Here is a 24,413-nt window from a genome sequence, read left to right on the forward strand (position 1 = left end):
GATGGCCATAGATGTTCCCCAGGAAATTCTTGACGCGCTGACCGATATCGACATGCCACGGCTCCCACCTGAGGCCGCCCCCTCGGAAGTGATCGGGCTCGCCGGCGTCGAGGTGCCGATCTATCGATCCGGCTGCGTCGTCGTCGGATCCGGCGCGGCGGGTCTGCGGGCGGCAGTGGAATTGAAGCGGCGCGGTGATGACGTCGTCATCATCAGCCAGAGCGCCTGGGGCGGAACCTCGGCCTGTTCAGGATCGGACAAGCAGACCCTGCACACGGCAAACACGGCGGATCAGGGCGACAATTACAAGGCGATGGCGCGCGCCATCCGCAGCGGCGGCGCCATGGACGAGGACACGGCTTATGTCGAGGCGGTGGGCTCGTCACGGATGATGGCGTCGCTCCAGTTCTTAGGCCTGCCGCTGCCTCAGGATCCGCTCGGCGGGACGCTTAGATATCAGACCGATCACGACGAGGTCGGCCGCGCCACCAGTTGCGGACCGCGCACCTCGCGCCTGATGGTCAAGGTGCTGGCCGAGGAGGCGATCCGGCTCGGAGTGCCGTTTTACAACCAGACGATCGCGGTAAAGATCCTCACCGAGGGCGATGGCGCAGACGGCCACGTCGTCGGGATAGTCGCGATGCGCGCCAGTGACCGCAGGGAGGAGAACCCGCTGGGCATCGCGCTGTTCGTCAGTGGGGTGATCGTGCTCGCCGCCGGCGGGCCGGGCGAACTCTATCGCGACAGCGTTTATCCCAACGGCTGCTTCGGCTCTCTCGGATTGGCGCTGGAGGCCGGCGTCGAGCTCGTCAACCTGACCGAAAGCCAGTTTGGCATCGGAACACGCAGGGAAGGGTTCCCATGGAATCTGTCAGGCACATACGTCCAGGCGATCCCGCATATCTACTCACTCGATTCCGAAGGTGCCGAGCACCATTTCCTGGCAGAATACTACCGCAGCACGCAGGAGCTGGCTTCGAACGTCTTTCGCAAGGGCTATCAGTGGCCATTTCACGCGACGCGCATGCTCGATTTCGGCTCGAGCCTGGTCGATCTGGCCATCTTCAGGGAGACCGCCGAGGGACGGCGCGTCTTCATGGACTTCAATCGCAATCCGCTGCCTGTGCCGGGGGACCTTTCGTTCAGCCTGGAAAGACTGGATGACGACGTCCGTCTCTATCTCGGCAAGGCCGGCGCCGGCCAGGACATGCCGATCGATCGGTTGAAGCATATGAACCCGCTCGCGATCGAGCTCTACCGCCGCTACAAGATCGATATCGCCGAGGAGCCGCTGGAATTCGCCGTCAACAATCAGCACATGAACGGCGGCATCATGGTTGACATCTGGGGCCGTAGCAATCTTAAGGGCTGCTACGCGGTCGGAGAAGCAGCGGGCACACATGGCGTGACGAGGCCAGGCGGAGCAGCGCTCAATGCCGGGCAGGTCTTCGGCACCCGAGCGGCCGAGCACATCGGCGCGAGCGGTCGGGCGAAGAGGGCCGCCACCGAGGATATAGGCGCCATGGCAGAGGCAGGCATTGCCGAAATCCTTGCCGGCCTTCGGACCGAGAGCCCGCTCACCGTCAAATCGATCCGTTCGCAAGTGCAGGCGCGAATGAGCGACAAGGCTGGCATCCTCTGTGATCAAGAAAGCGTAGTCCGGGGCTTGATCGAAGCGCGCAAGCTGAATGCTGAAATTCGCGATAACGGCGTCGCCTACGGTCGAGCAGCGGAGGCGGTTCGCGGCGTGCAGTGGCGGCATATGGCGCTTGCTTCGGAAGCGGTGCTCAGCGCGCTCGATTTCTTCATTCGCAATGGCGGCGGCAGCCGCGGGGCTCGGGCGATATGCGATCGGGAAGGCGAATCTCTTCCGCTGGCGCGCTCAGGGCCGTTACAGGACTATCGCTTCCGAAAGGAACGTCAGGCACACCGGGAAGAGCAGATTATCGTCCGGCTGAATGGCAGTGAGATCAGGCTTTCCACACGTCCAAACCGCAGCTTCGACGAGAACGCCAGATCCTTCTTCGAGCGGGACTGGCCAGCCTGGTTGACCGGCCGCATCTACGACCGCGGCACGGATGGATAAGGTTGTGCATCACCTTCGCGGGGTGTGTTGATCAATCGGGATTCGGCACCGGCGGCGGAACCCGGATACGTTCGGTGTCGTCGGAACCTTCGGCGACGGCTTCCTCGCTTTTGCGCACGTGCCGCGGCGGGTCCTTTCCCTCGACCGGCTTCGGCGACAACTGGTCGTCGGCCTGGATCTCGTCGGTGTTCAGGTAATTCTTGCTCTCGTTCATGGGAGTCACTTGCGATTGAAGAATTGCGGGGCAGGGATGCGGTCCTTCCGGTCGGCGCGGCCTGTTCCCGGGTTGGTATCGGTGACGCCGTCGCCCGCCTCGCGGCTGTTGCCCATGCTGATTGGCGGCTTGCGCTGGTCATCGACATTGGTCTCGGGCAGTTCGTCGTCCTGGGTGTCCTCATTCAGTGACTTCGGCGGAAGCTTTGCGGAATTGGGAATGGAATTTGTAGGCATTGGACAGTCTCCTTTACCAGCTAACTCCGACCGACATTCCAGGTTCCGTGGTTCCTCTGAGATCGGCATCGCAGCTTACATATCTGCTCCAGCTTCGGAAACGTTGAGCTCTATCATGACGGGCGCGTGGTCGCTCGTATGCTCCCAGCTGCGCGGCTTTCTCCTCACAGTTGCCGATCGAAGCAACGGGGCGACTGCCGGACTGAGCAGGAAGTGGTCGATCCGAAGCCCTGCATCACGTTCGAAGCTGTTCCGCCAGTATTTCCAGAAGGTGTAGATACGCTCTCCCGGATGCAGATGCCTAAGGGCATCGGTCCAGCCCTGAGCGACGAGATGAGCATAGGCGTCGCGCACTTCCGGTCTGAAGAGGGCGTCGTCCAGCCAGCGTTCCGGCTTGTATACGTCGATCTCCGTCGGCATGACGTTGAAGTCGCCGGCCAGGATCGACGGCACCTCGAGTTCGAGGAGTTCGGCGGCGTAATCCTGCAGACGGCGGAACCAGCGCAGCTTGTAATCGAACTTTGCTCCCGGAAACGGATTGCCGTTCGGAAGGTATAGGCATCCGACCAGGATGCCGTCGACGGCTGCTTCGATATACCGGCTATGGTTATCATCGGGATCGCCCGGAAGACCGCGACGCGTCAGGATCGGTGTCTTGCCCTTCGCCAGGATGGCCACCCCGTTCCAGGATCTCTGTCCGTGCCAGATCGCGCCGTAGCCGGCCCGCTCGATCTCCGTTCGCGGAAACCTGGCATCGTCTGTCTTCAGTTCCTGGAGGCAGACCACATCGGGCGCGTCCTCCCTGAGCCAGCGTAGCAGAATGTCGAGCCGGCCATTGATCCCGTTGACGTTGTAGGTTGCGATTTTCATGAGGCTCCCGAAAGTCGAGGCACTGTCAGCGGCTTGGCGCCCTAGAAACGCTCTTGTGTCTCTTCCTCCGGAAGCCCGCGACCGCAATCGGCCCAATGAAGGCGGCTCTCCACACCATAATGCCCGGCCGGCCGGATCCTCTCGGGGTGATCGAGCGAGCCGACCGTTACGCGGATCAGTTCGTCGCCGTCATATTGAAGATAGAGCGGCGTCCCGCATTTGCCGCAGAAGCCGCGAGTCGCGATCGGCGACGATCGGTATGAGGTGGGAGTGCCAGCCGTCCAGGCAAGATCGTCGATCCTGGCCTGGACCAGAACCGCGAAAGGGCCTCCGGTCGCTTTCTTACACATGTTGCAGTGGCAGTACCCCGAATGCGGCGGATCACTGTCAACTTCGTACCGGCAGGATCCGCAAAGACAGCCGCCAGTCCATCGCGCTGCCATAACTGGCTCCTCAACGCGTCGCACCGAAGACGAAGGCGAGGCCGGCAACGATCGCGACGGCTGTCAGTGGCTGCCGGCGTATGCGATCCTCGAGATCATGGACGAACGTACGGGCTTCCGCCTTTGCCAAGCGAGCCGATCCGGATGCCAGTTCAGATGCGGACTCGGCCACGCGGCTTGCTTCTCTCTGAAGAGATCGCATTCCTTGGCGATCGACATCGGAGGCTTCCGAGGAGCGGACGGTGTCGCCGGTCGAGCGTAGAGCTTGATCGACAAACGGATATTGCTCGTCAAGCCTAGTGGGATCCGGCTCCCGCTTGACACGTTCAGCCGCCTCGACGTCGCTGCGGCCGGCCGGAATAGAAGTGTGAGTGGCAGACACGGGGTCGGACGCAGGAAAAGTATCCTCGATTGCTTTGTCGAGTTCGCCTTTTCGCGCCTGCTTCCGCTGCTCTGCCTGTTCTTTTCGCATGGACTGGACTGCTGGGGATTCGTTTGGATCTGCCATGGAAGTTTCCTCTGTTGCACCTTGAACAAACAAAGCGGCGAAAAGCGGAGAAGTTCCATAGAATGCTTCCGCGCTTAGCAGCGATGCACGAACAGCCTCTCGCAGAAGTGCGCTTGAGGTCACCATGCGACGTTTTTCCGATGAAAAGCATTGCAATTTGCGTGGGGCGGACCAAAGTCTTGCCGCGCCTACTACCTAGGTCGGTTGCATTCTTTACTCGGAACAGCGAAAAGTCTCGTAGGTCGTATTGCATGGTTAAGCGGAACGGACGAACGAGGCTGCGGTATGAGTATCCGGAAACGCGATTTTCTGAGATTGGGCGGCGGCGCGGCCGTCGCCCTCATCGCTGCCGCATTGCCAGCCAGTTTGAATTTCGACAGTTCCCTTCCTGTTCTGGCGGTGGACTTTGCGGAGGCAAAGGACGGCAATAACGGGAATGGTGGAGGAAATGGGAATGGTGGAGGGAATGGCAACGGCGGCGGTAATGGCAATGGCAACGGGGGACGGAATGGCAACGGTGGCGGCAACGGCAGCAGCGGATCCGGGAATTCCTCCGGTGGGAATTCCTCCGGCGGCGGAGGGTCTTCTTCCTCGAGCACAGGATCGTCGGTAGGATCTGGAACGAAAGCGACAGCAGCGTCCGATGGCTCGATCGACGTCCGTCATTCAAATGGTATCACTGAAGTCCTGCAGCGCGGTCGCTACATTATGAAGGACTCGAAGGGTCGGACGATCATAAATCGGCTGGCGACGGCTAACGATGCCCGCAGGCTGAGCCGCTTTCTTCGTTGAAGTGGTAGTGGGACAATAAACTCTTTCAGCGCCGTTCGCGCCATTGTAGAGCCGCTTCAGTCCTATTCGAAGCGCCGAGCTTGCTCAGAATCTGGGTCATATGGTGCTTCACGGTCTTTTCCTGCAGGTCGAGACGCAGACCGATATGTTTGTTTGACAGGCCTTGAGCGACAAGATCCATCACCTCGCGTTCCCGTGGCGTCAGACTGTTTTTGTCGGAGGTTCCGCCATTCAAGGAATTTTCCATGACTTTCGCCGACATGGTCGGCGAGATATATCGTGAGCCACGCAGGACGGTTTGGATTGCTTCGGCGAGGCCACGCGAACCTACGCCTTTTAGAACATAACCCATCGCGCCCCGTTGCAGAGCTCCCAGTAAAGTGTCCACCTCCTCGGATACCGTCAACATCAGCACTTTTGTTGCGGGGCTACGCGCCAGGACGTCTTCGATCGCAGACAGTCCGCCGCCGGGCATCGAGACATCGAGGAGCATGATGTCGGGGCGATTGTCCGCAGCGATCATGGCGGCGTCGTCGCTGCTGGCGCCTTCACCGACGACGACGAAGTCGCTCATCTCCGATAGGCTGCGCGTGACGCCCTCGCGAAAAAGCGGATGATCGTCCACAACGCCGATGGTGATTGCTGTCATCCTACTCTCCCACTTCCATTGGCTCGAAGATCATGGTCACGGTCGTTCCTTCTTCGCCTGTCTTGATGTCGAAAGATCCTCCCAGGCTGTCGATCCGCTCCCGCAACCCCACGAGGCCGAGGCTCGTTGGCCTCACCTCGGTCGGATCGAAGCCGTCGCCGTGATCGCTGACCTCGATACGAACATGGCCGTCGCGCGAGACAGCCTTTACGGCCTGCTGAACGCCGCCGCCGTGGCGGTAAGCGTTATTCAACGCCTCTTGAATGAAGCGATAGATACAGATCTTCACGGCCGGGGCAAGATCCGGTCCATCCTCGTCGACGATCGTTTCGACATGGCTTTCGGTCTTGTGCTGATGCGCTTCGACAACCCGCGTGACGATCTCCGTGATCGAGGACTTCTCGATCTGCGGCAGCACCAGTCCTCTGCAGATATTGCGGATCTCCGTCATCGCTTCGGCCAGGCTCGAACGTATCCAGGCAAGTTCCTTCTCGCGCGCTTCGGGCTGGGTGGACGCATTGATCAACAGGTCGCTGTCCAGTCGCAGTGAGGCGTAGGCAATGTGCTGGGCCGGACCGTCGTGAAGATCGGCGCCGATGCTGCGCAGATATGTTTCGTTCAGCGCTGCCGCACGCTGGGAGGCGCGCTGCAGGCGTCGCTGGAGCCCACGGTTTTCCGCCAGCAGCGCAGACAGTTCGGTGACCCGTTCTTTGAGGTCCCTGCGCTGCGCCTCGATCGTGCGGCTACCCCGGAACACCAGAACGGAGAGAACAAGGAAAAAAGTCGCCGTGAGGGCGGCGACGGCGCCCCAACTCCGGAGCCTGGCATGCGCCAGACTATCGCCCAATCCTTCCGCTGTCTCGTAGAACTCAAGGACGGCGACCGCCTGGCCGGACCATGGCTGGAGCACCGGGTTATAGATCTCCATGAGCGGCTTGCCGAGCGCGCGCTCCTTGTCGCTTTCCGGATCGCTGGCGATTTCGTAGCGGGCGACAAGAGACCCTGCGAATGCTCTCTGCAGCTTGTCGTTGACCGCAAACTTCCTGCCCACCAGCTCCTTCTCGTTCGAATAGAGGATGGTGCCGTCGCTCCGCCACAGCTTGAACGAAACAAGCCGCTTGCCAAGCGCACCCTGCCCGAGTGTCTCGTCCAGAGCCTGAGTGCTCGCGTCGTCCAGCAGCGACTCTGTTTGCATATCGGGAAGCAGCGGCGCGATCACGCTGTCCACATAAAGCGCCGTCGCCGCGCCCGAATTGTGGATGACGGTCTCGTCTATGAGATGGCTTACAAACAAGCCCACCACGAACATGGCAGCAATCGAAATGAGCCCACCCGCGATAAAGAACTGGGAGGCGAGTGAGCGGGCATTCCAGCGGCGAAGCCAATTCATTTTTTGATACCGTAAGAGACTGCCCGAATAACCTACCGCGTCTTTAGCGATTTCCAAACAGGATCAGGGCACATTCCTGGTATCGAACACCTCGGCGCCTCTTATGCTTTGGGTTAACCCGACGGTATCGCCGGACATTGCTGCGCCGAAGACGTAGAGAAGGGCGGCCAGAACGATAACAAGTGCGAAGACGGACGCGTTGCAAGCGTCATTCACTCGGGATCTATGACTCTGGTGCATGTTCGGATCTCCTTCAATCTCCTTCGAAACGGCGGGAGTGCGACGCGCGTTCCACTCCGGGGACTTCGGTCGGAGAAGGTTGGGACCAAGGTCTGACCCCTGTAGACGTCAGCAGATTCAGGCATATTTCCTGGCCGACGAACCCAGGTTTGGAGGCTTGTGAGTGACTATTTCCATGGATATCGAAAGCGGCGTCCGCGCCGCATCGGCCTCTTCTCTCGCGCCCTTCGAGGAAGGCGTCGCCGAATTTTACGACAGCCTTCTCGTGCCGATCCTCTTCGAGCCCTATGCTTCGGAGATGGCCATCGTCGCCGAGCGATTGAAGCCGGGCAGCGTTCTCGAGGTCGCTGCGGGGACCGGCGCATTGACACGCGCTCTGCGGGCGACACTCGATCATGAAACAGAACTAGTTGCCACCGACCTCAGCCAGGCGATGATCGACGTCGGCGCACCGTCGCTGACGCTGTCGCGGACCCACTGGATGCACGCCGATGCGCAAAATCTGCCGTTCGCGCCTTCGATGTTCGACCTCGTCGTCTGCCAATTCGGCGTGATGTTCTTTCCGGATAAGCCGAAGGCCTATAGCGAGGCTGCAAGAGTGTTGCGGAGCGGAGGTCGCTTTTTGTTTTCGACGTGGGACTCACTCTCGGCCAATGACTTCGCAAGATCTGTGGACGAATGTCTGGCAAACCTTTTTCCGTTCGATCCACCGGATTTTCTCAGGCGCCTGCCATATTCCTACTTTGATATACCCTTGATCAAGGCACAGGTGTCTTCGGCCGGATTCGACGCAGTTTCTTGCGATCGGATCGAGTTGACCTCCGTTGCAGCCGCCCATGACATCGCAGTGGCCTTCTGCCAGGGCACTCCGCTCAGGGAAGAGATCGAAAGGCGGGCGCCGGCGCGCATCTCAGAAGTAGTCGATGCCGTGACTGAGCAATTGGAATCACGCCACGGGGTTCGTCCGTGCGGCGGCATGAGCGCGTTCGTCGTCGTCGGTCGCGTTTGATAGCGCCCTTTAGCGTAGGCTGTCGTGGCAATCACGTGATTCCTCTGGATCGAATGTCCAAAAGCTTTGTCCGCCAAGATGTACCAGCTTGCAGACTTAGCGAGTGCGCTGCGCGAAGGAAGGTTCCTGCATTGCGCGGATGACGTGTTGTTCGATCTCGAAGCAGGTCTCGTCGTATTCCCGCACCAGGTTCGAATTGAACGGCTGCCCTCGGACAGTATCGCGCGCTTCGACTGCCATCTGGTAGGCTTCGAAGAGTTCAAGCTGCAACGGGTCGCACGCTGCCATGATCAGCTTCCGCATATGCGGTAAACGCATCGCCAAGCGCCGGCGTCCAGCTTCCCGACGGTTGGATCGTGCCATCTCCTTCAGTCTCCCTGCCTATGGCCGTGTGTGCCGGGCCTTTTGATCGTGAACTAGCGCCGGCAACGGACATTAACATGGTTTTAGGGACCAAAGGCCGGGGTCTGTCGGACTGAGGTCCGGGCCGTGGAACGACCCCGTCTCCAGCTAGTTGGTTTGGCAGCGGTCACGAAGGCCGCCTCAAAAGAGAAGGAGTAGAAAATGATCTCCAAGCTTGTCGTCGGTGCGGCAACTGCCGCGACCCTCATGTCGGGCGTCGCATTCGCCCAGTCCTCGACGGTCAATGGTGCAGCCGGCGGAGCTGTGACCGGTGCGATTGTCGGCGGCCCCGTTGGTGCTGCTGTCGGCGGCGTTGCCGGCGCAGTCGTTGGCACGGCGATCGATCCGCCGCCGCAAAAGGTCGTCACCTATGTCCGCGAGGCTCCGGCACCATCGGCGCGCGTGGTCGTGAAGGAGAAGGTTGTCGTCGGCCAGCCCCTGCCGGAGACGGTCGTCGTCACGCCTGTTCCGGATGACCCGACCTATGCTTACGCGGTGGTCAATGATGAACGTGTCATCGTCGAGCCGTCGTCCCGCAAGGTGATCCAGGTTATCAAGTGACCTGATCCTACGCGGTCTCTGCCGCGTCTTGCCCCCCAATATCACCGTTAAAACCAGAGAACCGCCGCACGACGGACGACAGCGTCGTGCGGCCGAAAAAGCAGAGAAGATTGTTACGAAGACCAAGACACTCGCCGTGCTGAAGGCTCTAGCCGGCGCCCCGACGGCTCGGCGCCGTCGGGACAGGGGAGAGGAACATGATCTATTCCGAAGAGAAATCCGGTGGTCTGGCTTTGCCGCTGATCGTCATCCTGCTGGCAATCGCCGGCATTCTCGCCGTGCTTGTCGCCACCGGCGGCCGAGGTAGCAGCACTGCCGGCCGCGTCTGGGTTCCACAGGCTTACCAGCAGGAGTCGGGGCAATGAAAGCCATCGCATCCCTTGCCTTTGGCATCTTAAGCTCGGTCGGGGCTTGCGTGGCGGCTGCATCTGTCGCCTCCCACGTGGTGGCGGATTCGAAGTCTCATACCTTCAATGACCTTGCATCGCGCGATCTCTGGACCACGACGCCCGTGAAAGTCGATCTTCGGCAGCAGCACTATGAACGAATTCCGCCTCTCTACTCCAGCTATGTGACCGAAGCGCCGACGCTCGCGACGTCAAAGGCGACACCGGATTCTGGTCGCCCGTCGACCAAAGTTCAGACGCCACAACCAAGAGTCTCGGCCGAGCATCTTGCTTGGTGTGCGGACCGCTACCGCTCCTTTGATCCCGCGACCAACAGCTATCGATCCTATGGCGGCGAGACTCGCGAGTGCATTTCGCCGTTTCAACGGATCGTCGCCGAGGCCGATGAGGGCGTCGGCACGAAAGTGAATGCACAGGCGGCAGCCTGGTGCGCCGCTCGCTACAAGTCGTATCGACCGGAAGACAATACGTATCAACCATGGGAAGGACCGCGCCGCAGCTGCGACGTGTCGCATCTCGTTGCGACAAGCTACTGATGTGGTCGCACGCTACGTCCCCAATTGCACGACCTGGCCACGGACTAAAGTCCGTGTTGCAAACGCTACGGTTGTGATACCTGGTTGCATTCAGAGCTTGGAGATCGGGGATGGCAACGACGCTAATAACGGAAATCCAGCAGGCGCAGACGAGGCTTCCGCTCTTGAGCCGAGCGGACCGGGGAGCCCTTGTCGTTCGCATCCTGCGCGAGCTGAAGACGCATCGGCGGGAGGTTTTCGCAAATGTGCCCGCCGAGCGCTGTGTTTGGATCGACAGGCTCATCGCGTCCGTGTCCTCGACGATATCCGAAATCATCAACATGCAGGACGCTGAGTTCAATCGTGTCTTGAACGAGTTCGAAAAGCTTATCGCGACGCTCGATGGCATTTCGCATGCGGAGAACCCCTCGAAGACAATTCACTGAGAAGGTCGCCAGTGGGCAGCCAAATGAGCGCCTCAGCGGAAACCGATCGCTGCGCGTCAGCGTTTCCTTCCATGACCGAAACGAAATCCTCCGCCGATCAGGATGCGACGCCGCCCGGTGAAGACGGTTCGAAGCCCGGCGCGGACATTTCTTTCCCCTACGACAGGATGACCGTCGAGCAATTCCGAAGACGCTTCCCCCGTGCCCGCTGGAGCGATGCCCGCAAGGCCTGGTTCGTTCCCGGACGGACGGCGTCCCGTCGCATCGGGCGATGGCTTGCCGAGATCGAGGCCGAAGCCGACGCCCATGCGGATGCGAAGGGACGCGACGCCTTCGCCTTCGATCCCATCGACAGTCCATATCTTGAACTCGGCAAGGCAGGCTTTCGAATCCGCACGCCATATTCGAAAACCGTCGTCGACGAATTGCACGAGGTGCCATTCTCACGCTGGGACGGCGATCTCAGGATATGGCACGTTCCCTTCCGGTCCTATGAGGAACTCCGACGCAGATGGCCAGATATCGAGGCGGCGGCTCGCAGAAACGAGCCGGAAGAGAGACGACGTCGCGCCGAGGAGCGGAAGGGGACCGAACTGGATCTGCGCAACAAGCTCCGCTCTGCGGAACGAAAGCGTCATCGTTACGCGCTTCAGAGCGACGACTTGCCGCCGATCGGGCGTCCGGTGGCCACGATCTATGGAATCGTCGTCTTTACCGACATCTCAAGCGAACTGGTCGACCCGGACGTCGTTGTGGACTTCTATCCCGGTGTAACTGAGGATCACGTCTGGGGATATTGGCGGGTGCCCACACTTGAAGAACTCGTCCGCACCTGGCCCGCGAAAACGCTGCCGGTTGAGAACGCCGAGTGGTGGCTGCCGACGATCGAAGAACTGAGGCCGGCCCGTCGCACGGCAAGATCGCGTGAGGCCAGGAGATACGCGAAGACGCCGTGACCGCTGCTTGCCGTAGAAAAGAGGATGACTATGCCGGATTCCGATCGTCAGGCTCGGTGGCGCAGCGCGTCCACCAACGCCACGAAAGCTGGAGAGGACTGCCTTCTGCTGGCATAGTAGAGATGGTAGCCATCCCAGTATGGCGAAAAGGTTTCCAGGACGCGTCTCAGACGGCCTTCCGCGATATAGGGAAGAGCAACGTCTTCCGGTATGTAAGCCAATCCAAGCCCTTCCAGAGCCCCTTCCACGCCTTGATAGGAGTTGTTGAAGGCAAGCTGTCCCTCGACCCGGATTTTAATCTCTTTCCCGTTGTCTTCGAACTCCCATGCCCAGAAGCCCCCATAGGTGGGCAGGCGCTCATTGATGCAGTTGTGGCGGACAAGGTCCTGTGGATGCTCGGGAATCTCTTTGCCATCGAAATATGAGGGTGCGCCGACGACGGCAAAACGGAAATCAGGTCCGATGCGAGTCGAGATCATGTCTTTCGCCACCTGCTCGCCCATCCGGACGCCCCCGTCGAAGCGCTCCGTCACGATGTCGGACAGCCCGTTTTCGCGGATCAGCTCCACCTTGATGTCAGGGTTGTTCGGTAGGAAACGTTGGAGCTTCGGCCAGATGATCCACCTTATTGCGTGGTCTGATGCTGTGATGCGGATGTTCCCGGCTGGCTTTTCCCTGAACTCGGTGAGGGTTTCGAGTTGCGCCTCGATCTCATCGAAGTGAGGCCCCACGCCTTGGAACAATCGTTCTCCAGCGTCGGTGAGCGAAACGGCTCGCGTGGTACGGGTCAGCAGCCGGATTCCGAGCCGCGTCTCGAGCTGGCGGACAATATGGCTGAGCGCCGATTGAGATACGCCCAGCTTTGCCGCCGCCCGCGTAAAACTCTTCTCTCGGGCGACCGCCAGAAAGGCCATGAGGTCATTGACGCTCTCGCGCGGCATTCACCAGCTCCTTCGGATCAAATGGCGGTTGTACTGAATTTGCTGAGCTTGGACATTGAAATCATCGTGAACGGAAGCCGGCGGATCCGCTGAAGACGTAGCTGGCGCCGAAATTCTCCAGCCGCTCTCGCGCAGTGGAACAAGTTCCCGCTTTGGCCATTTGTCGTCCATGAAAACAGCCCTGCCGATGTCGCTGCTCGCTCTGGCCCTTTCCGTTGGCGGCGCCTCCGCGCGGGAATTCCGGCCTGAAGAAATCAACACGGCGTCGATCGCCTCCATTGGGACTGAGAAGCCTGCGCCGGGAGATCCAGACCCGGCGATCGTCCGCCTTCAGGTCCTGCTCGACCGTGCGGGCTCGTCTCCCGGCGTGATCGATGGCCACTACGGGGAGAACGTCAACAAGGCCGTGGCCGGCTTCGAGGCAATGAACAATCTGCCTGTCGATGGGAGGCTGGATCCGGAAGTCGTCTCCCGCCTGGAAGGCAATGCCCCGATCGTTGCCCCGATCGTTGAAAGCCATGTGGTCTCGGCGGATGATGCCGCGGATCTCGTTGATAAGATCCCCGAAGATTATGGCGAGAAGGCAAAGATGCAGAGCTTGGGATATACGAGCGTTGCCGAGAAGTTATCCGAGCGGTTCCACATGGGGATCGATCTCGTGCATGCGCTTAACCCAGCTTCGCAGTTTGCTCCTGGCGATACGGTGTGGGTCGTGGAACCCGGCCCTCCAAGGCAAGGAAAGGTCAAGAGGATCGAGGCTGACAGGAAGACGGGACAGGTTCTCGCCTATGCCGCGGATGGATCGCTGCTTGCAGTCTATCCTGCAACGATCGGAAGCGAAGACAATCCGGCGCCGTCAGGCAAGCACAAGGTCAAGGGCGTGGCCCGGATGCCGGTCTACAGATATGACCCGAAGCGCAACTTCAAGCAGGGAAAGAACGACAAGGTCCTGACAATTCCAAAGGGACCAAATGGTCCGGTCGGCACGGTCTGGATCGACCTGACCGAGCCGACTTATGGGATACATGGAACACCGGAGCCGAAGCTCATCGATAAGGTGGGATCGCATGGCTGTGTGCGGCTGACGAACTGGGATGCCGAAGAGTTGGCTGGCATGGTCAAGCCAGGGGTCTTCGTGGACTTCGTCACAGGCAGCCCCGCCGCCCCGAAGTGAGGCGGAATTATTTCTGTTCCGATCCCTTCTCGTGCTTGCTGCCGATAGGATGTCGGGCGCTCCCCGGCATCCCGGCTATCTGTCAGACCGCAAACTAATGCAGGGATCCCACACCGATATCGAGCTTCGCTGCCATATTCACCAGATGCGGCAACGTTCGGGCGTTCATCTTCCTCATGACCTGACCGCGATGAGCCTTCACGGTGATCTCGCTAATCTTCAGTTTGAACGCCACCTGCTTGTTTAGGAGCCCTTCTGCCACGAACTTCATGACTTCTCGTTCCCGCGGCGTGAGCGTCCGGTAGTTTCCCTCCAGGCGACCTATCTCCATCGTGGCCTGAATGGCCGCGTGGATCTTCTCCATCAGAGCGTTTAAGTCGAAGGGCTGGGGTATGAAGCTGACATGAAATTTCGTTGCGTTCACGGTCATCGCTTGCCCGCCATGGCCGGTGAGGACGATCACCGGGCAACGGATTGCATGCGAACATATCAGATGTGTCAGATCAGACGCGGTCAGATCGGGGAGTCTCGCATCAAGAACAACGCAACCGAGAACATCCGCCTCGGGGCATGTCAGAAATTCCGTTCTGGATTTATAAAGGTGCGGCCGCCAACCCTGTAAGCAGATGTTTGCGTTCAACGCCGAGGAAATAGTATCGTCGTCACTCAAGATGACGACGATTGCGTCTTCTGGTGAGAGTTTCTGCTCTCTGCGCGTTGTTGCATGCGCGTTGCCAGTGTACATTGCCATTCTCCTTTGAATCGTGTCGAGAATTCTGCGGGCAAAGATATTGGAAATGAATTGTACTCGCGTCCGAGTGTTGATCGTCGCGATCGCTGCTGGAATTTCTTTTAGCGGATAGCGATTCAAAATGGCACTTAAGTGCTATGAGAGTTTCTGAAAAAATCTGAATCGCTGCTTTGGAGCGCGGCCCTGTGCCCTTGGAATAGGGGGCGTTCCTGTGGCTTTATGGTCCTAAATACCATTGCCTGGATGGATGAGAGAGCGCTTTGGGACAGATCGAGCTAGGCCTTTTCGAGTTCTGCGGTTGGGAGCTTGACCTCGCGAAGCGAGAGCTGCGTGCCATGGGAGCGCCAGTACCCATTGGCAGTCGGGCCTTCGAAATCCTGGAAACACTTGTGGTTTCGGAAGGCGATATTGTATCCAAAGACGACCTTATGAAGCGTGTCTGGCCCGGACTCATCGTCGAAGACAATACGATTCAAGTTCACATATCGGCAATTCGCAAGGCGCTCGGAAAAGATAGGAATTTGCTGAAGACCATTTCTGGTCGAGGCTATCGTATCCTTGGCGAGTGGACGTGCCATCGTAAACCGGCACACGCGCCGATGCCGACGCCCGCTATCCAACCGCGGTCGACTGAGAATTCGTTCTTTACGAATATTCCGGCCTCGACGTCTGATCTGGTAGGCCGCGAGACGACGATTACCCAAGTCCTGAACCTGACTTCTGCCTACCGAGTTGTGACGCTGACCGGCCCCGGCGGTATCGGAAAGACCGTACTTGCATCGGAAATCTCCCGTCGTTTGCTGCCATCGCTGGACGGCAACGCCTTCTTCGTCGAACTTGTATCCCTGTCGGATCCGGGCCTCGTTCCCACAACGCTGGCTCAAGCCCTCGATTTGCATCTTCAGGGAGACGACATTTCCGCAGAGCTGGTGGCCCGCGCCATCGGCACGAAGAAGATGTTGTTGGTGATCGACAATTGCGAACACGTCATCGACGCCGCCGCCGCTATGGTCGAGGCGATCGTGCGTGCTTGCCAGAACGTATCGGTGCTCGCGACAAGCCGAGAGCTTCTCCGTATCGAGGGCGAATTCGCTTATCGCGTGCCCCCGCTCGAGGTTCCGGCGAGCGAGGATCTCGGCAACGCTCTGGAACATAGTGCGGTCCAGCTCTTCATTGCTCGCACCCGGGCCTTGCTATGGGATTTTTCGCCAAGCCAGGAAAGGCTGTCTGCCATCGCGTCGATATGTCGGCATCTCGATGGAATTCCCCTTGCCATCGAATTTGCCGCAGCTCGCGCTGCGACCTTGGGCCTCCAACAGATCGCTGGTCGGTTGGATGACCGATTTGTACTTCTCACCGGCGGACGTAGGACCGCTCTGCCTCGCCATCAGACACTCCGCGCGGCGCTGGACTGGAGCTATGAATTGCTGCCGGAAGCCGAACGCCAGCTGCTTTGCAATCTGGCGATCTTCCCGGCCGGCTTTACACTGGATGCCGCCGTGGCGGTGAGTGGGGAAACCGAGGCGGAAACGGCTCTGGCTATTTCTAATCTCGTCTCGAAGTCTCTGGTGACATTCGAAGGAGCGGAAACAGGTCCTCGCTGGCGTCTCCTCGAAACCGTGCGAGTCTACGCGCGCGAAAAGCTCGGGGTCCGCGACCACTACCAACGCGCCATGCGTCGGCTGGCGAAGTACTTTCTGTCGTTCTTTCAGCCGTTTTCAGAGGAAAGCCATCTTCAGGCTGCGATCGAAGATATTGCTCGCTATCGCCGGGAGATCGACAATCTGCGTGCCGCGCTGAGATGGGCTCTCTCGCCCGATGGGGACGGAATTCTGGGCGCAAGGCTCGCCGCCACCACGAGCGACTTCTGGACTGCCATGTCGCTCGTTTCCGAGGCGGGCGACTGGGCGGAAAAAGCGCTCGAACAGATCGGCGAGGAGAGCGGAAGCCGCACCGAGATGGTCCTGCGATGCGCTCTCGGATTCGCGCTGATTTACACCCGGGGCATGAGCCATCGCGGCAGGGACGTGCTGACCGGTGCCTTGTCGCTGGCAAAGGCATTCGATGACTTTGATTACCAGCAGCGCGTGACATGCGCACTTTGGCTGTTCTCCGCCCGATCGATGGAATTGGAAGACGCGCTGGTGTTTGCGCGTGAATACGAGCACGTCGTCAAGGGACGAGACATACAGTCCCGGGCTACGGCCGCATGGCTGGTGGGAATCCCTCAAACTTATCAGGCGGAGCACCAGGAAGCTGGCGAACGGCTTGATTGGGCGGCGAGGCATTTCCCCTTCGACAATCGCCGCAAAGATATGCTGAGGCTGGGTGCCGACGTTCGGACGTCCGCCATGGCCCACAACACGGTGAACCTGATCTCACGCGGTCAGTTGGACGCGGCGGTTCGAACGGCTGAGGAGTCGATCCGGGAAGCACGCGAAACAAGGCAGCCATTCGTCGTATGTGTTGCTCTCGCGTGGTCGGCTGCCTTCGTTTCACTAAGCCTTGACGAGGTGCATCGAGCCAAGGAATACGGCGAAGAGTTGCTCGACCACGCGTTGCAGCATGGCCTGCGCCCTTTTCACGCGGTTGGCCTATGCGTGAAGGGAAGTCTGGCGGCTCGATCGGGCGATCCTATGAATGGAATTGACGCGCTTCGATCCGGCATTGGTGAAATGCGTGAAGCCGCCTACCTGCTTTTTTATCCTTTTTTCTTATGCGAGCTGGCGTCTGCGTTGCAGGCAGCCGGTCGTTTCGATGAGGCGCTTCAGGAAATCGGAAATGCTCTGCATTTTTCAGAGCAAAAAGGCTATCGGTGGATGGTGCCCGAGATTTTGAGAAAGAAGGGCGAGATATTAGCCACCCAGGATATCAGCAACGCCTCTGATGTCCAAAGCTTGTACCAACAGGCAATGCACCAGGCCTCTACGCAAGGCGGAATTTACTGGCAAATTTCAGCAGGAACCAGCCTGGTCGAGTTCCTCGATCGCAATGGTGGAGGTGGATCGGCTCGCAATATCCTCCTTCCGATCTACCAGCAGTTCACGGAAGGATTTTCCAGCGTCAAACTGTCACGAGCAAAGATGCTGATCGACGGTCTGGGCTGAAACGAAAGCCGAAAATCGCTGCACGACAGTCCCTGCGTCGCAACCGAAATCAGATATGGACCCACGTCCATGTCAACACATGGAGCAAGGCCGCCGGAAAACCGGCGACCAGGCAGGCGTCTGAAATGGGTTTACGTTCTGACTGAACGGAACGCAGTGCGAAGCTCTTGGCAGAACACCGCCGTCTGCTCCCAAGCTGCGAAGTGCCCGCCCTTCGCGAGCCTGTTGTAGTGTATCAGGTTCGGGTAGGCCCGCTCGGTCCAGCTCCGGGGCGCCGCATAGATTTCGTCGGGAAATACGCTGACCGCCACTGGAATCTTGACATTCTTCACAGCGAAGAATTCAAGCTTGTTCTCCCAGTAAAGGCGTGCCGACGAGACGGCCGTGTTCGTGAGCCAGTAGAGGGTCACGTTGTCAAGGATATCCTCTCGTGTCAGGCCTTCCGTCTCGCCGTCGAAGACGCGGGCGATCACCTCGTAGCTCCGGATATCGTGATCGATCATCCACGCGGCAAGGCCGACGGGTGAATCCGCGATCCCGACCAAGGTCTGCGGACGGTTTGCCATTTCGATCGCGTAGCCGAGCCCATGCTTGTAGAAGTCATCGAGCTGGTTGTAGGCGTGTTCCTCGTCGGCCGACAGTCCTGCAGGCTTGGTGCCTCCCGGCCCGAGCGCGGCGGCGATATCTTCCGGAACGGTGGCCGGCATATTAACGTGGATGCCGACCAGTTCCGGCGGGGCGATCAGTGCCATCTGCTCAGTCACGGCGTCGCCCCAGTCGCCGCCTTGAGCGACATATTTCGAGTAGCCGAGGCGTTTCATGAGTTCGATCCAGGCATGCGCGATCCGGATGGGATCCCAGCCCCTTTCGGTCGGCTTTCCGGAAAAGCCGTAGCCCGGAATTGAAGGGATGACGACGTCGAAAGCGTCCGACGCCGAGCCGCCGTGTGCAGTCGGATTGGTAAGGGGCTCGATGATCTTCATCTGCTCGATGATCGACCCCGGCCATCCATGTGTCACTATGATGGGCAAGGTGCCGTCGCGCTTGGCCTTCACATGGATGAAGTGGATGTCCACTCCGTCGATCTTGGTGGTGAACTGGGGCAGGGCGTTCAGCCTGGCTTCGACCTTTCGCCAGTCATAGTCCTTGGCCCAATACCTGGCGAGCTTTTCGATGGTCGCGGACTGAACGCCCTGGGTATTGTCATTGACGATCTCGCGCTCCGGAAAGCGCGTTGCTTCGATGCGGCGACGGAGATCGTCGAGTTGGGCATCGGTTGCCTTGTATGTGAAGGGACGAATTTCCTCTCCACCGGCTTTGGCTAGGGCGATTGAGGCTGGAAGGATGCTGAGCGCGCCCGCGGCCGCGGCGGTTGCCAAAAGAGTGCGGCGAGTGACTGGGGATGAGATGGATGACATGGGGGTCTCCTGGGTTCAGAATTTCGACGCGCCAAAGCTCTCATGTGCGGAAGTGAGGTTCTATTGCACCAAGGTGTTGCCGATACCATTGGATCGGTTCCGAATACGGATGGCAAAAAGGGCCTTTGGAGCGTGTCGAACAGGCCGACATTGGGAGCAACGAGGCTCGTTGATGTCGTCATCAAAGCGGGCATCTCTCGCTCGTCCGGTCGGCTAAAATTCGAGCGAACTGGGCGAGGCCGCGCCCGATGTTCCATTGGAACGGGGAGTTCGAACATGGCAAAAGAAAAGGCCGCCATCATCGCAGATGGCGGCCCCAATCCAGGTTCGATCGCAACAGTTGCTGCGGCCTTGCTCTCAGCAGCCGGAAGCACTCTTCGAAGGCTCCCATGGCACATGTCGGCAGTACAAAATGAGCCATCAGTCGGGCAACGGCCGTCCTGAGCGCTCGGCGATCATGTACTGCGCATACCAGTCCGGCCAGTTCTCATCATGATTGCCGCCGGTGCGCTTCTCGTGTTCGCCGTGGGCAGCCGCGGCACGGCGCAAGGCGCTTGCAAGGTCGCTCTCCGATGAGAATGCCGCGCCGGTGGCGTCGATGCGCCCTGGCAGCCTGGCCGTCACCTCCTGGAAGAGCCAGCCGTTTCCATCGGGATCGCTGAACGATGCGAAAGATGAGTAGCTCCCGCGAGTTGGATGCGGTCCGGCAAGACGACCCTCGTCGTCCTGATGATGGAAAACGCCGCCGACATCATGAAAGACACCGCTCATCGCGGCACCTCGGGCGGCCAGCGCCGCGTGAGCCATCTCGATGTCGGAAACGATCAGATGAAGGCCTTGCGCGGAACCCGGCTTGGCGGAGGTGACGCCGCTGCCGAAGATCACCGAGCACGGCGAGCCAGGCGGCGTCACCTGAACCACCCGGAACCCGCTCGCGCCGGAAACGTCGGCGTCCAGCCTCCAGCCAAGCCCGGTGTAGAAGGCCTTTGCGCTATCGACGTCGGAAACCGGAATAACCACGACTTCGAGCTTCATGTCGACGTCATGCACCTTCTCTGCGGCAGTCCTGTTGGGTTCCTGGATGGACATTTTCAATTCTCCCGTAATGAGCGTGATGGGCATTGCCCTTGACGCTGCGGACGATGCGCCAGCGCAGTGCGGCCGTCCATTGTCCCATGGTGTCGGTCGATCGTTGCGGCGATGATCCGCGATGGTCGATGAGGGCCGCGCCAGGCGCCTCTGACGCCCGCACGCAAGAAACGCCTTCGTTTGTCCGACAGAGCAGACCAAGAGCCTTTGTTCACAAGGCGTGCGCTCGCCCCCGGCGGAGTGTGTCCGCAGAGGGCCGCTTTGGCGCCGCGCGACGTGCTTGTCATGCTGCAAGCGCTCCAACAACATCGCTCGTATTCACGATGGCGCTGGCGTAGTTGGGCATGTTGATTTCCAACGCCGCGTGCATCATCTCGTGCGAGTAGTCGGCAACGGCGTCCCTTACCACCGTGACGTCGTAGCCGAGTTCGGCGGCAAAGCGGACCGTGGCTTCGATGCAGGTGTGAGCGACCAGCCCGATGACGATGATCCTCTCGATGCCGTGTCGCTTCAGCTGCAAATCGAGATCGGTGTTGGCAAATCCGCTTGAACACCAGTGCTCCGAGGCGACGATCTCGCCTTTGGCCGGAACGAACTCGGCACGGAATTCTCCGCCCCAGGTCCCTAACTCGAAACTTTTACGGTGCCACGCAGCGCGCTGGATCGGCGCCACGAATTTCCAGTTCTCATAATCGCCTTCCCGGTACCGGTGATGCATGGCGAAAAAGATGCGAAGCTTCGCAGCACGCGCTGCGGACAGGACCTGCTGCATGTGTGGCACGCAGTTGTTCGCTTCCGCCACGTCCTTGATCCGAGGCCAGATCTTTCCGCCCTCGGAAATGAAGTCATTGTAGGGGTCGACGACCACGAGGCCGGTATTATTTGGATCATATGATAGAGGTTTCATGGTGCTCTCCGTGCGGCAACTGGATTTAGGTGATCAGTCGTTGCGAAGCGCGGCGCGCTCTATGCTTGCGGCGAAAAGCGCGTCTCGCCCTTGTTATGGGCAATGGACATCGGCTGGCGTTGCGTCCGGAAGATGTCGAATGGAATCCCCTGGCGGTCGAGGAAGGCAAGCATCTCGTCAGTCGCGTAGGACCTGACGCGGTTGGTGAACTCGCATTTCGCGTCGTCGAGCCTCTTGGCGCTTAGTTCCCAGGTCACATGGATGGTTGTACGTCCCGACGGTGTGAACACGTCCGAGTCGGAGTCGAGGATCAGATGATCCCTCTCGCCGAGCGTCTCGACATAATGCTGGACCATCAGACTGCCGCCGATGGTCTCGACATTGATCGACATCCGTCTGCCGTCCGGCGTCGTGGTGAAGCCAGCCGTGATGTGGGCTGGAGAGCAACCCTGATAGTCCTTCTCGGATAAGGCGAAGCACCATTTGGGGATATCAATCTTCTCGATCGGAGCATTGATGATGGCGGAAAAGCTTGAATCGACGATCTGGTTCTCAACGATGTGCATGTCATTTCTCCGTTGTTCATGGTGATGTGCAGGCTCGCGAGCCAAGGCCTGCGATGCCCGTGAAGTGGATTCTGTGGCATCACAGGGACACCGTTACCGAATATTGCGGTAGGTGCCGTGCGACCTGCCAGTTCACGCCGGCGCCTCTTCAGCCTACTTGTCGGCCAAAGTCTGCGTGTAATGGCCGAGCCTGGACTCGATGTCGGGGTTCGTCTGCAGGCCCATCTCCATCAACCTGCCGATGTTCTTTTGCGCGACGGGGCGCTGGACCGAAGAAATGAAGGCGTCCCAGCCGGCACCGATTTCCGGGTCGGTCGGCAGGCTGGCGAAATCGACCAGCCGTTTCGTATCCGCGATGGCTCTCCGGTCAAATCCCGAGATGCGCGCTGCAAGGGCGTCGACGAAGGCATCGAGCTTGTCGTCTGCGAAGGAACGGTTCACGTAACCGTATTGCTCCGCCAGTTCGCCGTTGATGTCGTCGGATCCGAGCAGGACTTCCAGTGCGCGCCCTCGGCCCATCAGCCTGGGAAGCCGCGCCATGGGACCGCCGCCCGGCACGAAGCCGGCGCCGACCTCCCATTGTGAAAGGATGGCCTTTTCGCGGCTCGCAAAACGCATGTCGCTTGCCAGGGCGAGCTCGCTTCCGACCCCGGTGGCGCGCCCACGGATCAAAGCGATCGATACGACCGGCGCCTTGCTCAATCGCACCAGCATGTCGGGAAGCGGATGAAGGCCGGTGCGCCCTGACGGAAGGCTCGTCGACTCCTCCAGAGGCGGCGTGAAATTGTAATGGGTCAGAAAAAAGCCCGGCACGTCGCTGTCGAATACGACGACCCTGAGGTTCGGATCGGTCTCGATGTCGGCGATAACCTTCTCGAGTTGCGGAATGGTCTCGGGACCGAAAATATTGAACGGAGGGTTGTCGAATGTCACCCGCCAATAGGCCGGCGTCCGCCTGTCCACTTTGATCTGGGATTCGTGCGCCGTTTCGGACGCGGGTTTTGCTTGTGCCGTGCTGTCCAGCTTGAGTGGCGACTGGCCGGAGAGCGCAAGCGCCGGCAGCATCAGGACCGCCGAGGCTGTCAGAAACGTGGATGACGCGGCGACGACAGAAAGAGCAAGCCGGGACCGCAACCTTTTCGATGATGTAAGTGTCATGATTGTCTCCATGTCTGGGGTTGGTCAGCGCAATCCTTCGCTAGGGCTCGATTTCAAGAATGAGCTCGATTTCGACGGGCATTCCGAGCGGGATGCTGGTGACGCCGAGAACGATGCGCGGCGGAATCCTTTCCGCTCCGAAGATGTCGAGCAGAAGCTCGGAGGCTCCGTCTGCCACCTTCGGATGTTCGCGGAACGTGTGGGATGTCGCGATATAGACGCCGAGCTTGGAAATGCGACGAACGGAGTTCAACGATCCCAGGTGCGACCTCGCGGCCGCGATGCCGCTGAGGCAGGCGGTGCGCGCGGCATCATAGCCTTGAAGGGTGGAAAGCTCCTCGCCGACCCGCCCGAAGTAGACGGGATCGTGGCCGACCACCGGAAGCATGCCGCTCAGGAACAGCAGCGGCCCTGACTGGATCGCCTCGACATAGGCGCCGAAAGGCATCGGCGGGGGAGGCAGCACGATCCCCAGTTCCTGCAGGCGCCCCTCCGAGTCGCGGCCTACCATTTTCCCAAATGTGCGCCGTTGTCGACGTGCAGCACCTCCCCGGTGATATTCGCTGACTCGGTCAGATAGACGACACCGTCGACGATCTCCTGGACGGCCGTGATCGTTCCCATCGGCGAAAGCGATTTGAGATAATCTTTTGGGTTCGTCGCATGCAGCGGCGTATCGACCACACCCGGCGACACTGCATTAACCCGGATGTTATCCCTGGCGAATTCCAGCGCCAGGCTCTTGGTGATGGCATTGAGGCCGCCTTTCGTGATCATCGGCACGGACGCCGTCACGCCGGCGATGGGATGATCTGTCAGCGACGACGTGATGGTGACGACGCTTCCTCCCGACTTCTGACGAAGCATCTGCCTGACAGCGGACTTAGTGAAGTGAAGGAAGCCTTCGACGTTGGTCGCTGTGAGGCGTCGAAAGTCATCGATCGTGTAGTCGAGGAAAGGCTTGGTGACGAAAATGCCGGCGTTATTGACCAGCGCGTCGATCGACCCGAACCGCTCGACGGCCCGCTGCGCCACACGCTCGGCGGTCTCTGGATCGGCGACATCGCCGTCGATCAACGCCAGCCTGTTATCGCGCTCGAACGCGGTCGTCTCGCTGATGCGTCTCGACGTCCCGACGACATTGTATCCCTTATCGAGGAAGGTTTTCACGAGGCCGGCGCCGATCCCTTGGGATGCGCCGGTGATCACCACTGTCTTGTGCAGGCTCATTTCCGCCTCCGTTATTGGTACGCACCGACCAGCCGCCCACCACCAACGGCCCGGCGCTGCCTCGATCGCGAGTTGTGTGCTGATGCCGGCCTTCAGCCGGGAACGGTTTCGAAAATTCCGTCACCGTTCTGGCAAGAACATCTCGCCAAAACCGGTCGCCGCCTATTGTACGAAGGTGTCGCCGATACCTTTGGGTCGGATGGCGAGACCGAGCGCTAATCACCGGAGGAAACCGACTCCGCGCGTTGACGACACCATCGTCTAATGGAATCCGCTTTTTTCTTTCCGCATCCTCAGCAAGCCAGCCCAGGCCGGCGCTCCTTTGAAACCAAACGGAAAGAGGTTCTG

26 protein-coding genes and 1 pseudogene are annotated in these 24,413 nt (G+C 59.7%); 10 read left to right on the top strand and 17 right to left on the bottom strand.

All coding sequences use genetic code 11. The annotated features are described in order from the left end of the window. Position 1: 1 nt before the first annotated feature. Positions 2 to 2,086, top strand: a complete 2,085-nt coding sequence (locus tag N2A41_RS07980; protein ID WP_260110665.1) for an FAD-dependent oxidoreductase — start codon at positions 2 to 4, stop codon at positions 2,084 to 2,086. Between the two features lie 31 nt (positions 2,087 to 2,117). Here N2A41_RS07980 and N2A41_RS07985 read toward each other — a convergent pair whose 3' ends face one another. The 5 genes from N2A41_RS07985 to N2A41_RS08005 all read right to left on the bottom strand — a co-directional run bounded on the left by N2A41_RS07985 (position 2,118) and on the right by N2A41_RS08005 (position 4,357). Continuing rightward, a complete protein-coding gene (locus N2A41_RS07985; RefSeq protein WP_017963940.1) occupies positions 2,118 to 2,300 on the bottom strand; it encodes a hypothetical protein in 183 nt (60 codons plus the stop codon). A gap of 5 nt (positions 2,301 to 2,305) precedes the next feature. Further along, on the bottom strand, positions 2,306 to 2,536 hold the full coding sequence (locus N2A41_RS07990) for a hypothetical protein (RefSeq protein WP_170258117.1): 231 nt from the start codon (positions 2,534 to 2,536) through the stop codon (positions 2,306 to 2,308). Positions 2,537 to 2,611: 75 nt separating this feature from the next. Then, positions 2,612 to 3,406, bottom strand: coding sequence for an exodeoxyribonuclease III (gene xth / locus N2A41_RS07995; protein ID WP_222383747.1), 795 nt, complete (start codon positions 3,404 to 3,406; stop codon positions 2,612 to 2,614). Positions 3,407 to 3,447: 41 nt separating this feature from the next. Next, on the bottom strand, positions 3,448 to 3,849 hold the full coding sequence (locus N2A41_RS08000; RefSeq protein ID WP_222383748.1) for a GFA family protein: 402 nt from the start codon (positions 3,847 to 3,849) through the stop codon (positions 3,448 to 3,450). Positions 3,850 to 3,859: 10 nt separating this feature from the next. Beyond that, complete coding sequence (locus N2A41_RS08005; RefSeq protein WP_017963944.1) at positions 3,860 to 4,357, bottom strand: hypothetical protein; 498 nt, start codon at positions 4,355 to 4,357, stop codon at positions 3,860 to 3,862. A 285-nt stretch (positions 4,358 to 4,642) separates the two neighbouring features. Here N2A41_RS08005 and N2A41_RS08010 point away from each other — a divergent pair, with 285 nt between their 5' ends. Next, positions 4,643 to 5,149 carry a hypothetical protein gene (locus tag N2A41_RS08010; protein ID WP_260110667.1) on the top strand — a complete coding sequence of 169 codons (507 nt, stop codon included), beginning with the start codon at positions 4,643 to 4,645 and terminating at the stop codon, positions 5,147 to 5,149. 25 nt (positions 5,150 to 5,174) lie between these two features. On the opposite strand, the gene N2A41_RS08015 is transcribed toward N2A41_RS08010, so the two are convergent. Together N2A41_RS08015 and N2A41_RS08020 are read right to left on the bottom strand one after the other, a co-directional pair. Then, complete coding sequence (locus tag N2A41_RS08015; RefSeq protein WP_017963946.1) at positions 5,175 to 5,798, bottom strand: response regulator; 624 nt, start codon at positions 5,796 to 5,798, stop codon at positions 5,175 to 5,177. A 1-nt stretch (position 5,799) separates the two neighbouring features. Then, positions 5,800 to 7,188 carry a sensor histidine kinase gene (locus tag N2A41_RS08020; protein ID WP_017963947.1) on the bottom strand — a complete coding sequence of 463 codons (1,389 nt, stop codon included), beginning with the start codon at positions 7,186 to 7,188 and terminating at the stop codon, positions 5,800 to 5,802. A gap of 415 nt (positions 7,189 to 7,603) precedes the next feature. Here N2A41_RS08020 and N2A41_RS08025 point away from each other — a divergent pair, with 415 nt between their 5' ends. Further along, the gene (locus tag N2A41_RS08025) at positions 7,604 to 8,437 is read left to right on the top strand and encodes a class I SAM-dependent methyltransferase (protein ID WP_170280624.1); all 834 of its coding nucleotides are present in this window, start codon (positions 7,604 to 7,606) and stop codon (positions 8,435 to 8,437) included. Between the two features lie 96 nt (positions 8,438 to 8,533). Here N2A41_RS08025 and N2A41_RS08030 read toward each other — a convergent pair whose 3' ends face one another. Beyond that, complete coding sequence (locus N2A41_RS08030; protein ID WP_017963950.1) at positions 8,534 to 8,800, bottom strand: hypothetical protein; 267 nt, start codon at positions 8,798 to 8,800, stop codon at positions 8,534 to 8,536. A 201-nt stretch (positions 8,801 to 9,001) separates the two neighbouring features. Between N2A41_RS08030 and N2A41_RS08035 the strand changes: the two genes are divergently transcribed. The 5 genes from N2A41_RS08035 to N2A41_RS08055 all read left to right on the top strand — a co-directional run bounded on the left by N2A41_RS08035 (position 9,002) and on the right by N2A41_RS08055 (position 11,724). Further along, positions 9,002 to 9,400, top strand: a complete 399-nt coding sequence (locus N2A41_RS08035; RefSeq protein WP_162118389.1) for a DUF1236 domain-containing protein — start codon at positions 9,002 to 9,004, stop codon at positions 9,398 to 9,400. 197 nt (positions 9,401 to 9,597) lie between these two features. Beyond that, the gene (locus N2A41_RS08040) at positions 9,598 to 9,765 is read left to right on the top strand and encodes a hypothetical protein (RefSeq protein WP_170280486.1); all 168 of its coding nucleotides are present in this window, start codon (positions 9,598 to 9,600) and stop codon (positions 9,763 to 9,765) included. Continuing rightward, positions 9,762 to 10,343, top strand: coding sequence for a BA14K family protein (locus N2A41_RS08045; protein WP_260110669.1), 582 nt, complete (start codon positions 9,762 to 9,764; stop codon positions 10,341 to 10,343). The genes N2A41_RS08040 and N2A41_RS08045 overlap by 4 nt, the downstream gene beginning before the upstream one ends. Positions 10,344 to 10,453: 110 nt before the next feature. Continuing rightward, the gene (locus N2A41_RS08050) at positions 10,454 to 10,768 is read left to right on the top strand and encodes a hypothetical protein (RefSeq protein ID WP_017963954.1); all 315 of its coding nucleotides are present in this window, start codon (positions 10,454 to 10,456) and stop codon (positions 10,766 to 10,768) included. A gap of 71 nt (positions 10,769 to 10,839) precedes the next feature. Then, on the top strand, positions 10,840 to 11,724 hold the full coding sequence (locus tag N2A41_RS08055) for a hypothetical protein (RefSeq protein ID WP_260110670.1): 885 nt from the start codon (positions 10,840 to 10,842) through the stop codon (positions 11,722 to 11,724). Between the two features lie 47 nt (positions 11,725 to 11,771). Here the strand turns inward: N2A41_RS08055 and N2A41_RS08060 are convergent, their stop codons facing one another. After that, positions 11,772 to 12,665 (bottom strand): LysR family transcriptional regulator, encoded by an 894-nt coding sequence (locus N2A41_RS08060; RefSeq protein ID WP_170262697.1) that lies wholly within the window; start codon positions 12,663 to 12,665, stop codon positions 11,772 to 11,774. A 160-nt stretch (positions 12,666 to 12,825) separates the two neighbouring features. On the opposite strand from N2A41_RS08060, the gene N2A41_RS08065 reads away from it, so the two are divergent. Next, positions 12,826 to 13,839 (top strand): L,D-transpeptidase family protein, encoded by a 1,014-nt coding sequence (locus tag N2A41_RS08065; protein WP_162118393.1) that lies wholly within the window; start codon positions 12,826 to 12,828, stop codon positions 13,837 to 13,839. Positions 13,840 to 13,933: 94 nt separating this feature from the next. On the opposite strand, the gene N2A41_RS08070 is transcribed toward N2A41_RS08065, so the two are convergent. After that, a complete protein-coding gene (locus N2A41_RS08070; protein WP_260110671.1) occupies positions 13,934 to 14,584 on the bottom strand; it encodes a response regulator transcription factor in 651 nt (216 codons plus the stop codon). Positions 14,585 to 14,850: 266 nt separating this feature from the next. On the opposite strand from N2A41_RS08070, the gene N2A41_RS08075 reads away from it, so the two are divergent. Continuing rightward, the gene (locus N2A41_RS08075; protein WP_260110672.1) at positions 14,851 to 17,697 is read left to right on the top strand and encodes an ATP-binding protein; all 2,847 of its coding nucleotides are present in this window, start codon (positions 14,851 to 14,853) and stop codon (positions 17,695 to 17,697) included. 131 nt (positions 17,698 to 17,828) lie between these two features. On the opposite strand, the gene N2A41_RS08080 is transcribed toward N2A41_RS08075, so the two are convergent. The 7 genes and pseudogenes from N2A41_RS08080 to N2A41_RS08110 all read right to left on the bottom strand — a co-directional run bounded on the left by N2A41_RS08080 (position 17,829) and on the right by N2A41_RS08110 (position 24,065). After that, positions 17,829 to 19,115: an epoxide hydrolase family protein gene (locus N2A41_RS08080; protein ID WP_260110673.1), complete on the bottom strand. Its 1,287-nt coding sequence runs from the start codon at positions 19,113 to 19,115 to the stop codon at positions 17,829 to 17,831. Positions 19,116 to 19,535: 420 nt separating this feature from the next. Next, complete coding sequence (locus tag N2A41_RS08085; RefSeq protein ID WP_170258122.1) at positions 19,536 to 20,204, bottom strand: VOC family protein; 669 nt, start codon at positions 20,202 to 20,204, stop codon at positions 19,536 to 19,538. Between the two features lie 283 nt (positions 20,205 to 20,487). Further along, a complete protein-coding gene (locus tag N2A41_RS08090; RefSeq protein ID WP_260110674.1) occupies positions 20,488 to 21,111 on the bottom strand; it encodes an isochorismatase family cysteine hydrolase in 624 nt (207 codons plus the stop codon). A gap of 33 nt (positions 21,112 to 21,144) precedes the next feature. Then, positions 21,145 to 21,677 (bottom strand): annotated as a pseudogene (locus N2A41_RS08095) (hypothetical protein). Positions 21,678 to 21,830: 153 nt separating this feature from the next. Then, entirely contained in the window at positions 21,831 to 22,835 is a 1,005-nt protein-coding gene (locus N2A41_RS08100) for an enoyl-CoA hydratase/isomerase family protein (protein ID WP_260110675.1), read from the bottom strand. 40 nt (positions 22,836 to 22,875) lie between these two features. Next, on the bottom strand, positions 22,876 to 23,346 hold the full coding sequence (locus N2A41_RS08105) for a RidA family protein (protein WP_260110676.1): 471 nt from the start codon (positions 23,344 to 23,346) through the stop codon (positions 22,876 to 22,878). Further along, positions 23,340 to 24,065 carry an SDR family NAD(P)-dependent oxidoreductase gene (locus N2A41_RS08110; RefSeq protein WP_222383759.1) on the bottom strand — a complete coding sequence of 242 codons (726 nt, stop codon included), beginning with the start codon at positions 24,063 to 24,065 and terminating at the stop codon, positions 23,340 to 23,342. The genes N2A41_RS08105 and N2A41_RS08110 overlap by 7 nt, the downstream gene beginning before the upstream one ends. Positions 24,066 to 24,413: the final 348 nt, after the last annotated feature.

The sequence above is a fragment of the Rhizobium sp. SRDI969 genome, assembly GCF_025152725.1.
Taxonomy (GTDB): Bacteria; Pseudomonadota; Alphaproteobacteria; order Rhizobiales; family Rhizobiaceae; genus Rhizobium; species Rhizobium leguminosarum_I.

What these genes read in the sequence shown, in the direction of transcription:
- N2A41_RS07980 (WP_260110665.1), top strand. Translation starts at nt 2, where the DNA reads ATGGCCATAGATGTTCCCCAGGAAATTCTTGACGCGCTGACCGATATC.
- N2A41_RS07985 (WP_017963940.1), bottom strand. Translation starts at nt 2,300, where the DNA reads ATGAACGAGAGCAAGAATTACCTGAACACCGACGAGATCCAGGCCGAC.
- N2A41_RS07990 (WP_170258117.1), bottom strand. Translation starts at nt 2,536, where the DNA reads ATGCCTACAAATTCCATTCCCAATTCCGCAAAGCTTCCGCCGAAGTCA.
- xth (WP_222383747.1), bottom strand. Translation starts at nt 3,406, where the DNA reads ATGAAAATCGCAACCTACAACGTCAACGGGATCAATGGCCGGCTCGAC.
- N2A41_RS08000 (WP_222383748.1), bottom strand. Translation starts at nt 3,849, where the DNA reads ATGGCAGCGCGATGGACTGGCGGCTGTCTTTGCGGATCCTGCCGGTAC.
- N2A41_RS08005 (WP_017963944.1), bottom strand. Translation starts at nt 4,357, where the DNA reads ATGGCAGATCCAAACGAATCCCCAGCAGTCCAGTCCATGCGAAAAGAA.
- N2A41_RS08010 (WP_260110667.1), top strand. Translation starts at nt 4,643, where the DNA reads ATGAGTATCCGGAAACGCGATTTTCTGAGATTGGGCGGCGGCGCGGCC.
- N2A41_RS08015 (WP_017963946.1), bottom strand. Translation starts at nt 5,798, where the DNA reads ATGACAGCAATCACCATCGGCGTTGTGGACGATCATCCGCTTTTTCGC.
- N2A41_RS08020 (WP_017963947.1), bottom strand. Translation starts at nt 7,188, where the DNA reads ATGAATTGGCTTCGCCGCTGGAATGCCCGCTCACTCGCCTCCCAGTTC.
- N2A41_RS08025 (WP_170280624.1), top strand. Translation starts at nt 7,604, where the DNA reads ATGGATATCGAAAGCGGCGTCCGCGCCGCATCGGCCTCTTCTCTCGCG.
- N2A41_RS08030 (WP_017963950.1), bottom strand. Translation starts at nt 8,800, where the DNA reads ATGGCACGATCCAACCGTCGGGAAGCTGGACGCCGGCGCTTGGCGATG.
- N2A41_RS08035 (WP_162118389.1), top strand. Translation starts at nt 9,002, where the DNA reads ATGATCTCCAAGCTTGTCGTCGGTGCGGCAACTGCCGCGACCCTCATG.
- N2A41_RS08040 (WP_170280486.1), top strand. Translation starts at nt 9,598, where the DNA reads ATGATCTATTCCGAAGAGAAATCCGGTGGTCTGGCTTTGCCGCTGATC.
- N2A41_RS08045 (WP_260110669.1), top strand. Translation starts at nt 9,762, where the DNA reads ATGAAAGCCATCGCATCCCTTGCCTTTGGCATCTTAAGCTCGGTCGGG.
- N2A41_RS08050 (WP_017963954.1), top strand. Translation starts at nt 10,454, where the DNA reads ATGGCAACGACGCTAATAACGGAAATCCAGCAGGCGCAGACGAGGCTT.
- N2A41_RS08055 (WP_260110670.1), top strand. Translation starts at nt 10,840, where the DNA reads ATGACCGAAACGAAATCCTCCGCCGATCAGGATGCGACGCCGCCCGGT.
- N2A41_RS08060 (WP_170262697.1), bottom strand. Translation starts at nt 12,665, where the DNA reads ATGCCGCGCGAGAGCGTCAATGACCTCATGGCCTTTCTGGCGGTCGCC.
- N2A41_RS08070 (WP_260110671.1), bottom strand. Translation starts at nt 14,584, where the DNA reads ATGTACACTGGCAACGCGCATGCAACAACGCGCAGAGAGCAGAAACTC.
- N2A41_RS08080 (WP_260110673.1), bottom strand. Translation starts at nt 19,115, where the DNA reads ATGTCATCCATCTCATCCCCAGTCACTCGCCGCACTCTTTTGGCAACC.
- N2A41_RS08085 (WP_170258122.1), bottom strand. Translation starts at nt 20,204, where the DNA reads ATGTCCATCCAGGAACCCAACAGGACTGCCGCAGAGAAGGTGCATGAC.
- N2A41_RS08090 (WP_260110674.1), bottom strand. Translation starts at nt 21,111, where the DNA reads ATGAAACCTCTATCATATGATCCAAATAATACCGGCCTCGTGGTCGTC.
- N2A41_RS08100 (WP_260110675.1), bottom strand. Translation starts at nt 22,835, where the DNA reads ATGACACTTACATCATCGAAAAGGTTGCGGTCCCGGCTTGCTCTTTCT.
- N2A41_RS08105 (WP_260110676.1), bottom strand. Translation starts at nt 23,346, where the DNA reads ATGGTAGGCCGCGACTCGGAGGGGCGCCTGCAGGAACTGGGGATCGTG.
- N2A41_RS08110 (WP_222383759.1), bottom strand. Translation starts at nt 24,065, where the DNA reads ATGAGCCTGCACAAGACAGTGGTGATCACCGGCGCATCCCAAGGGATC.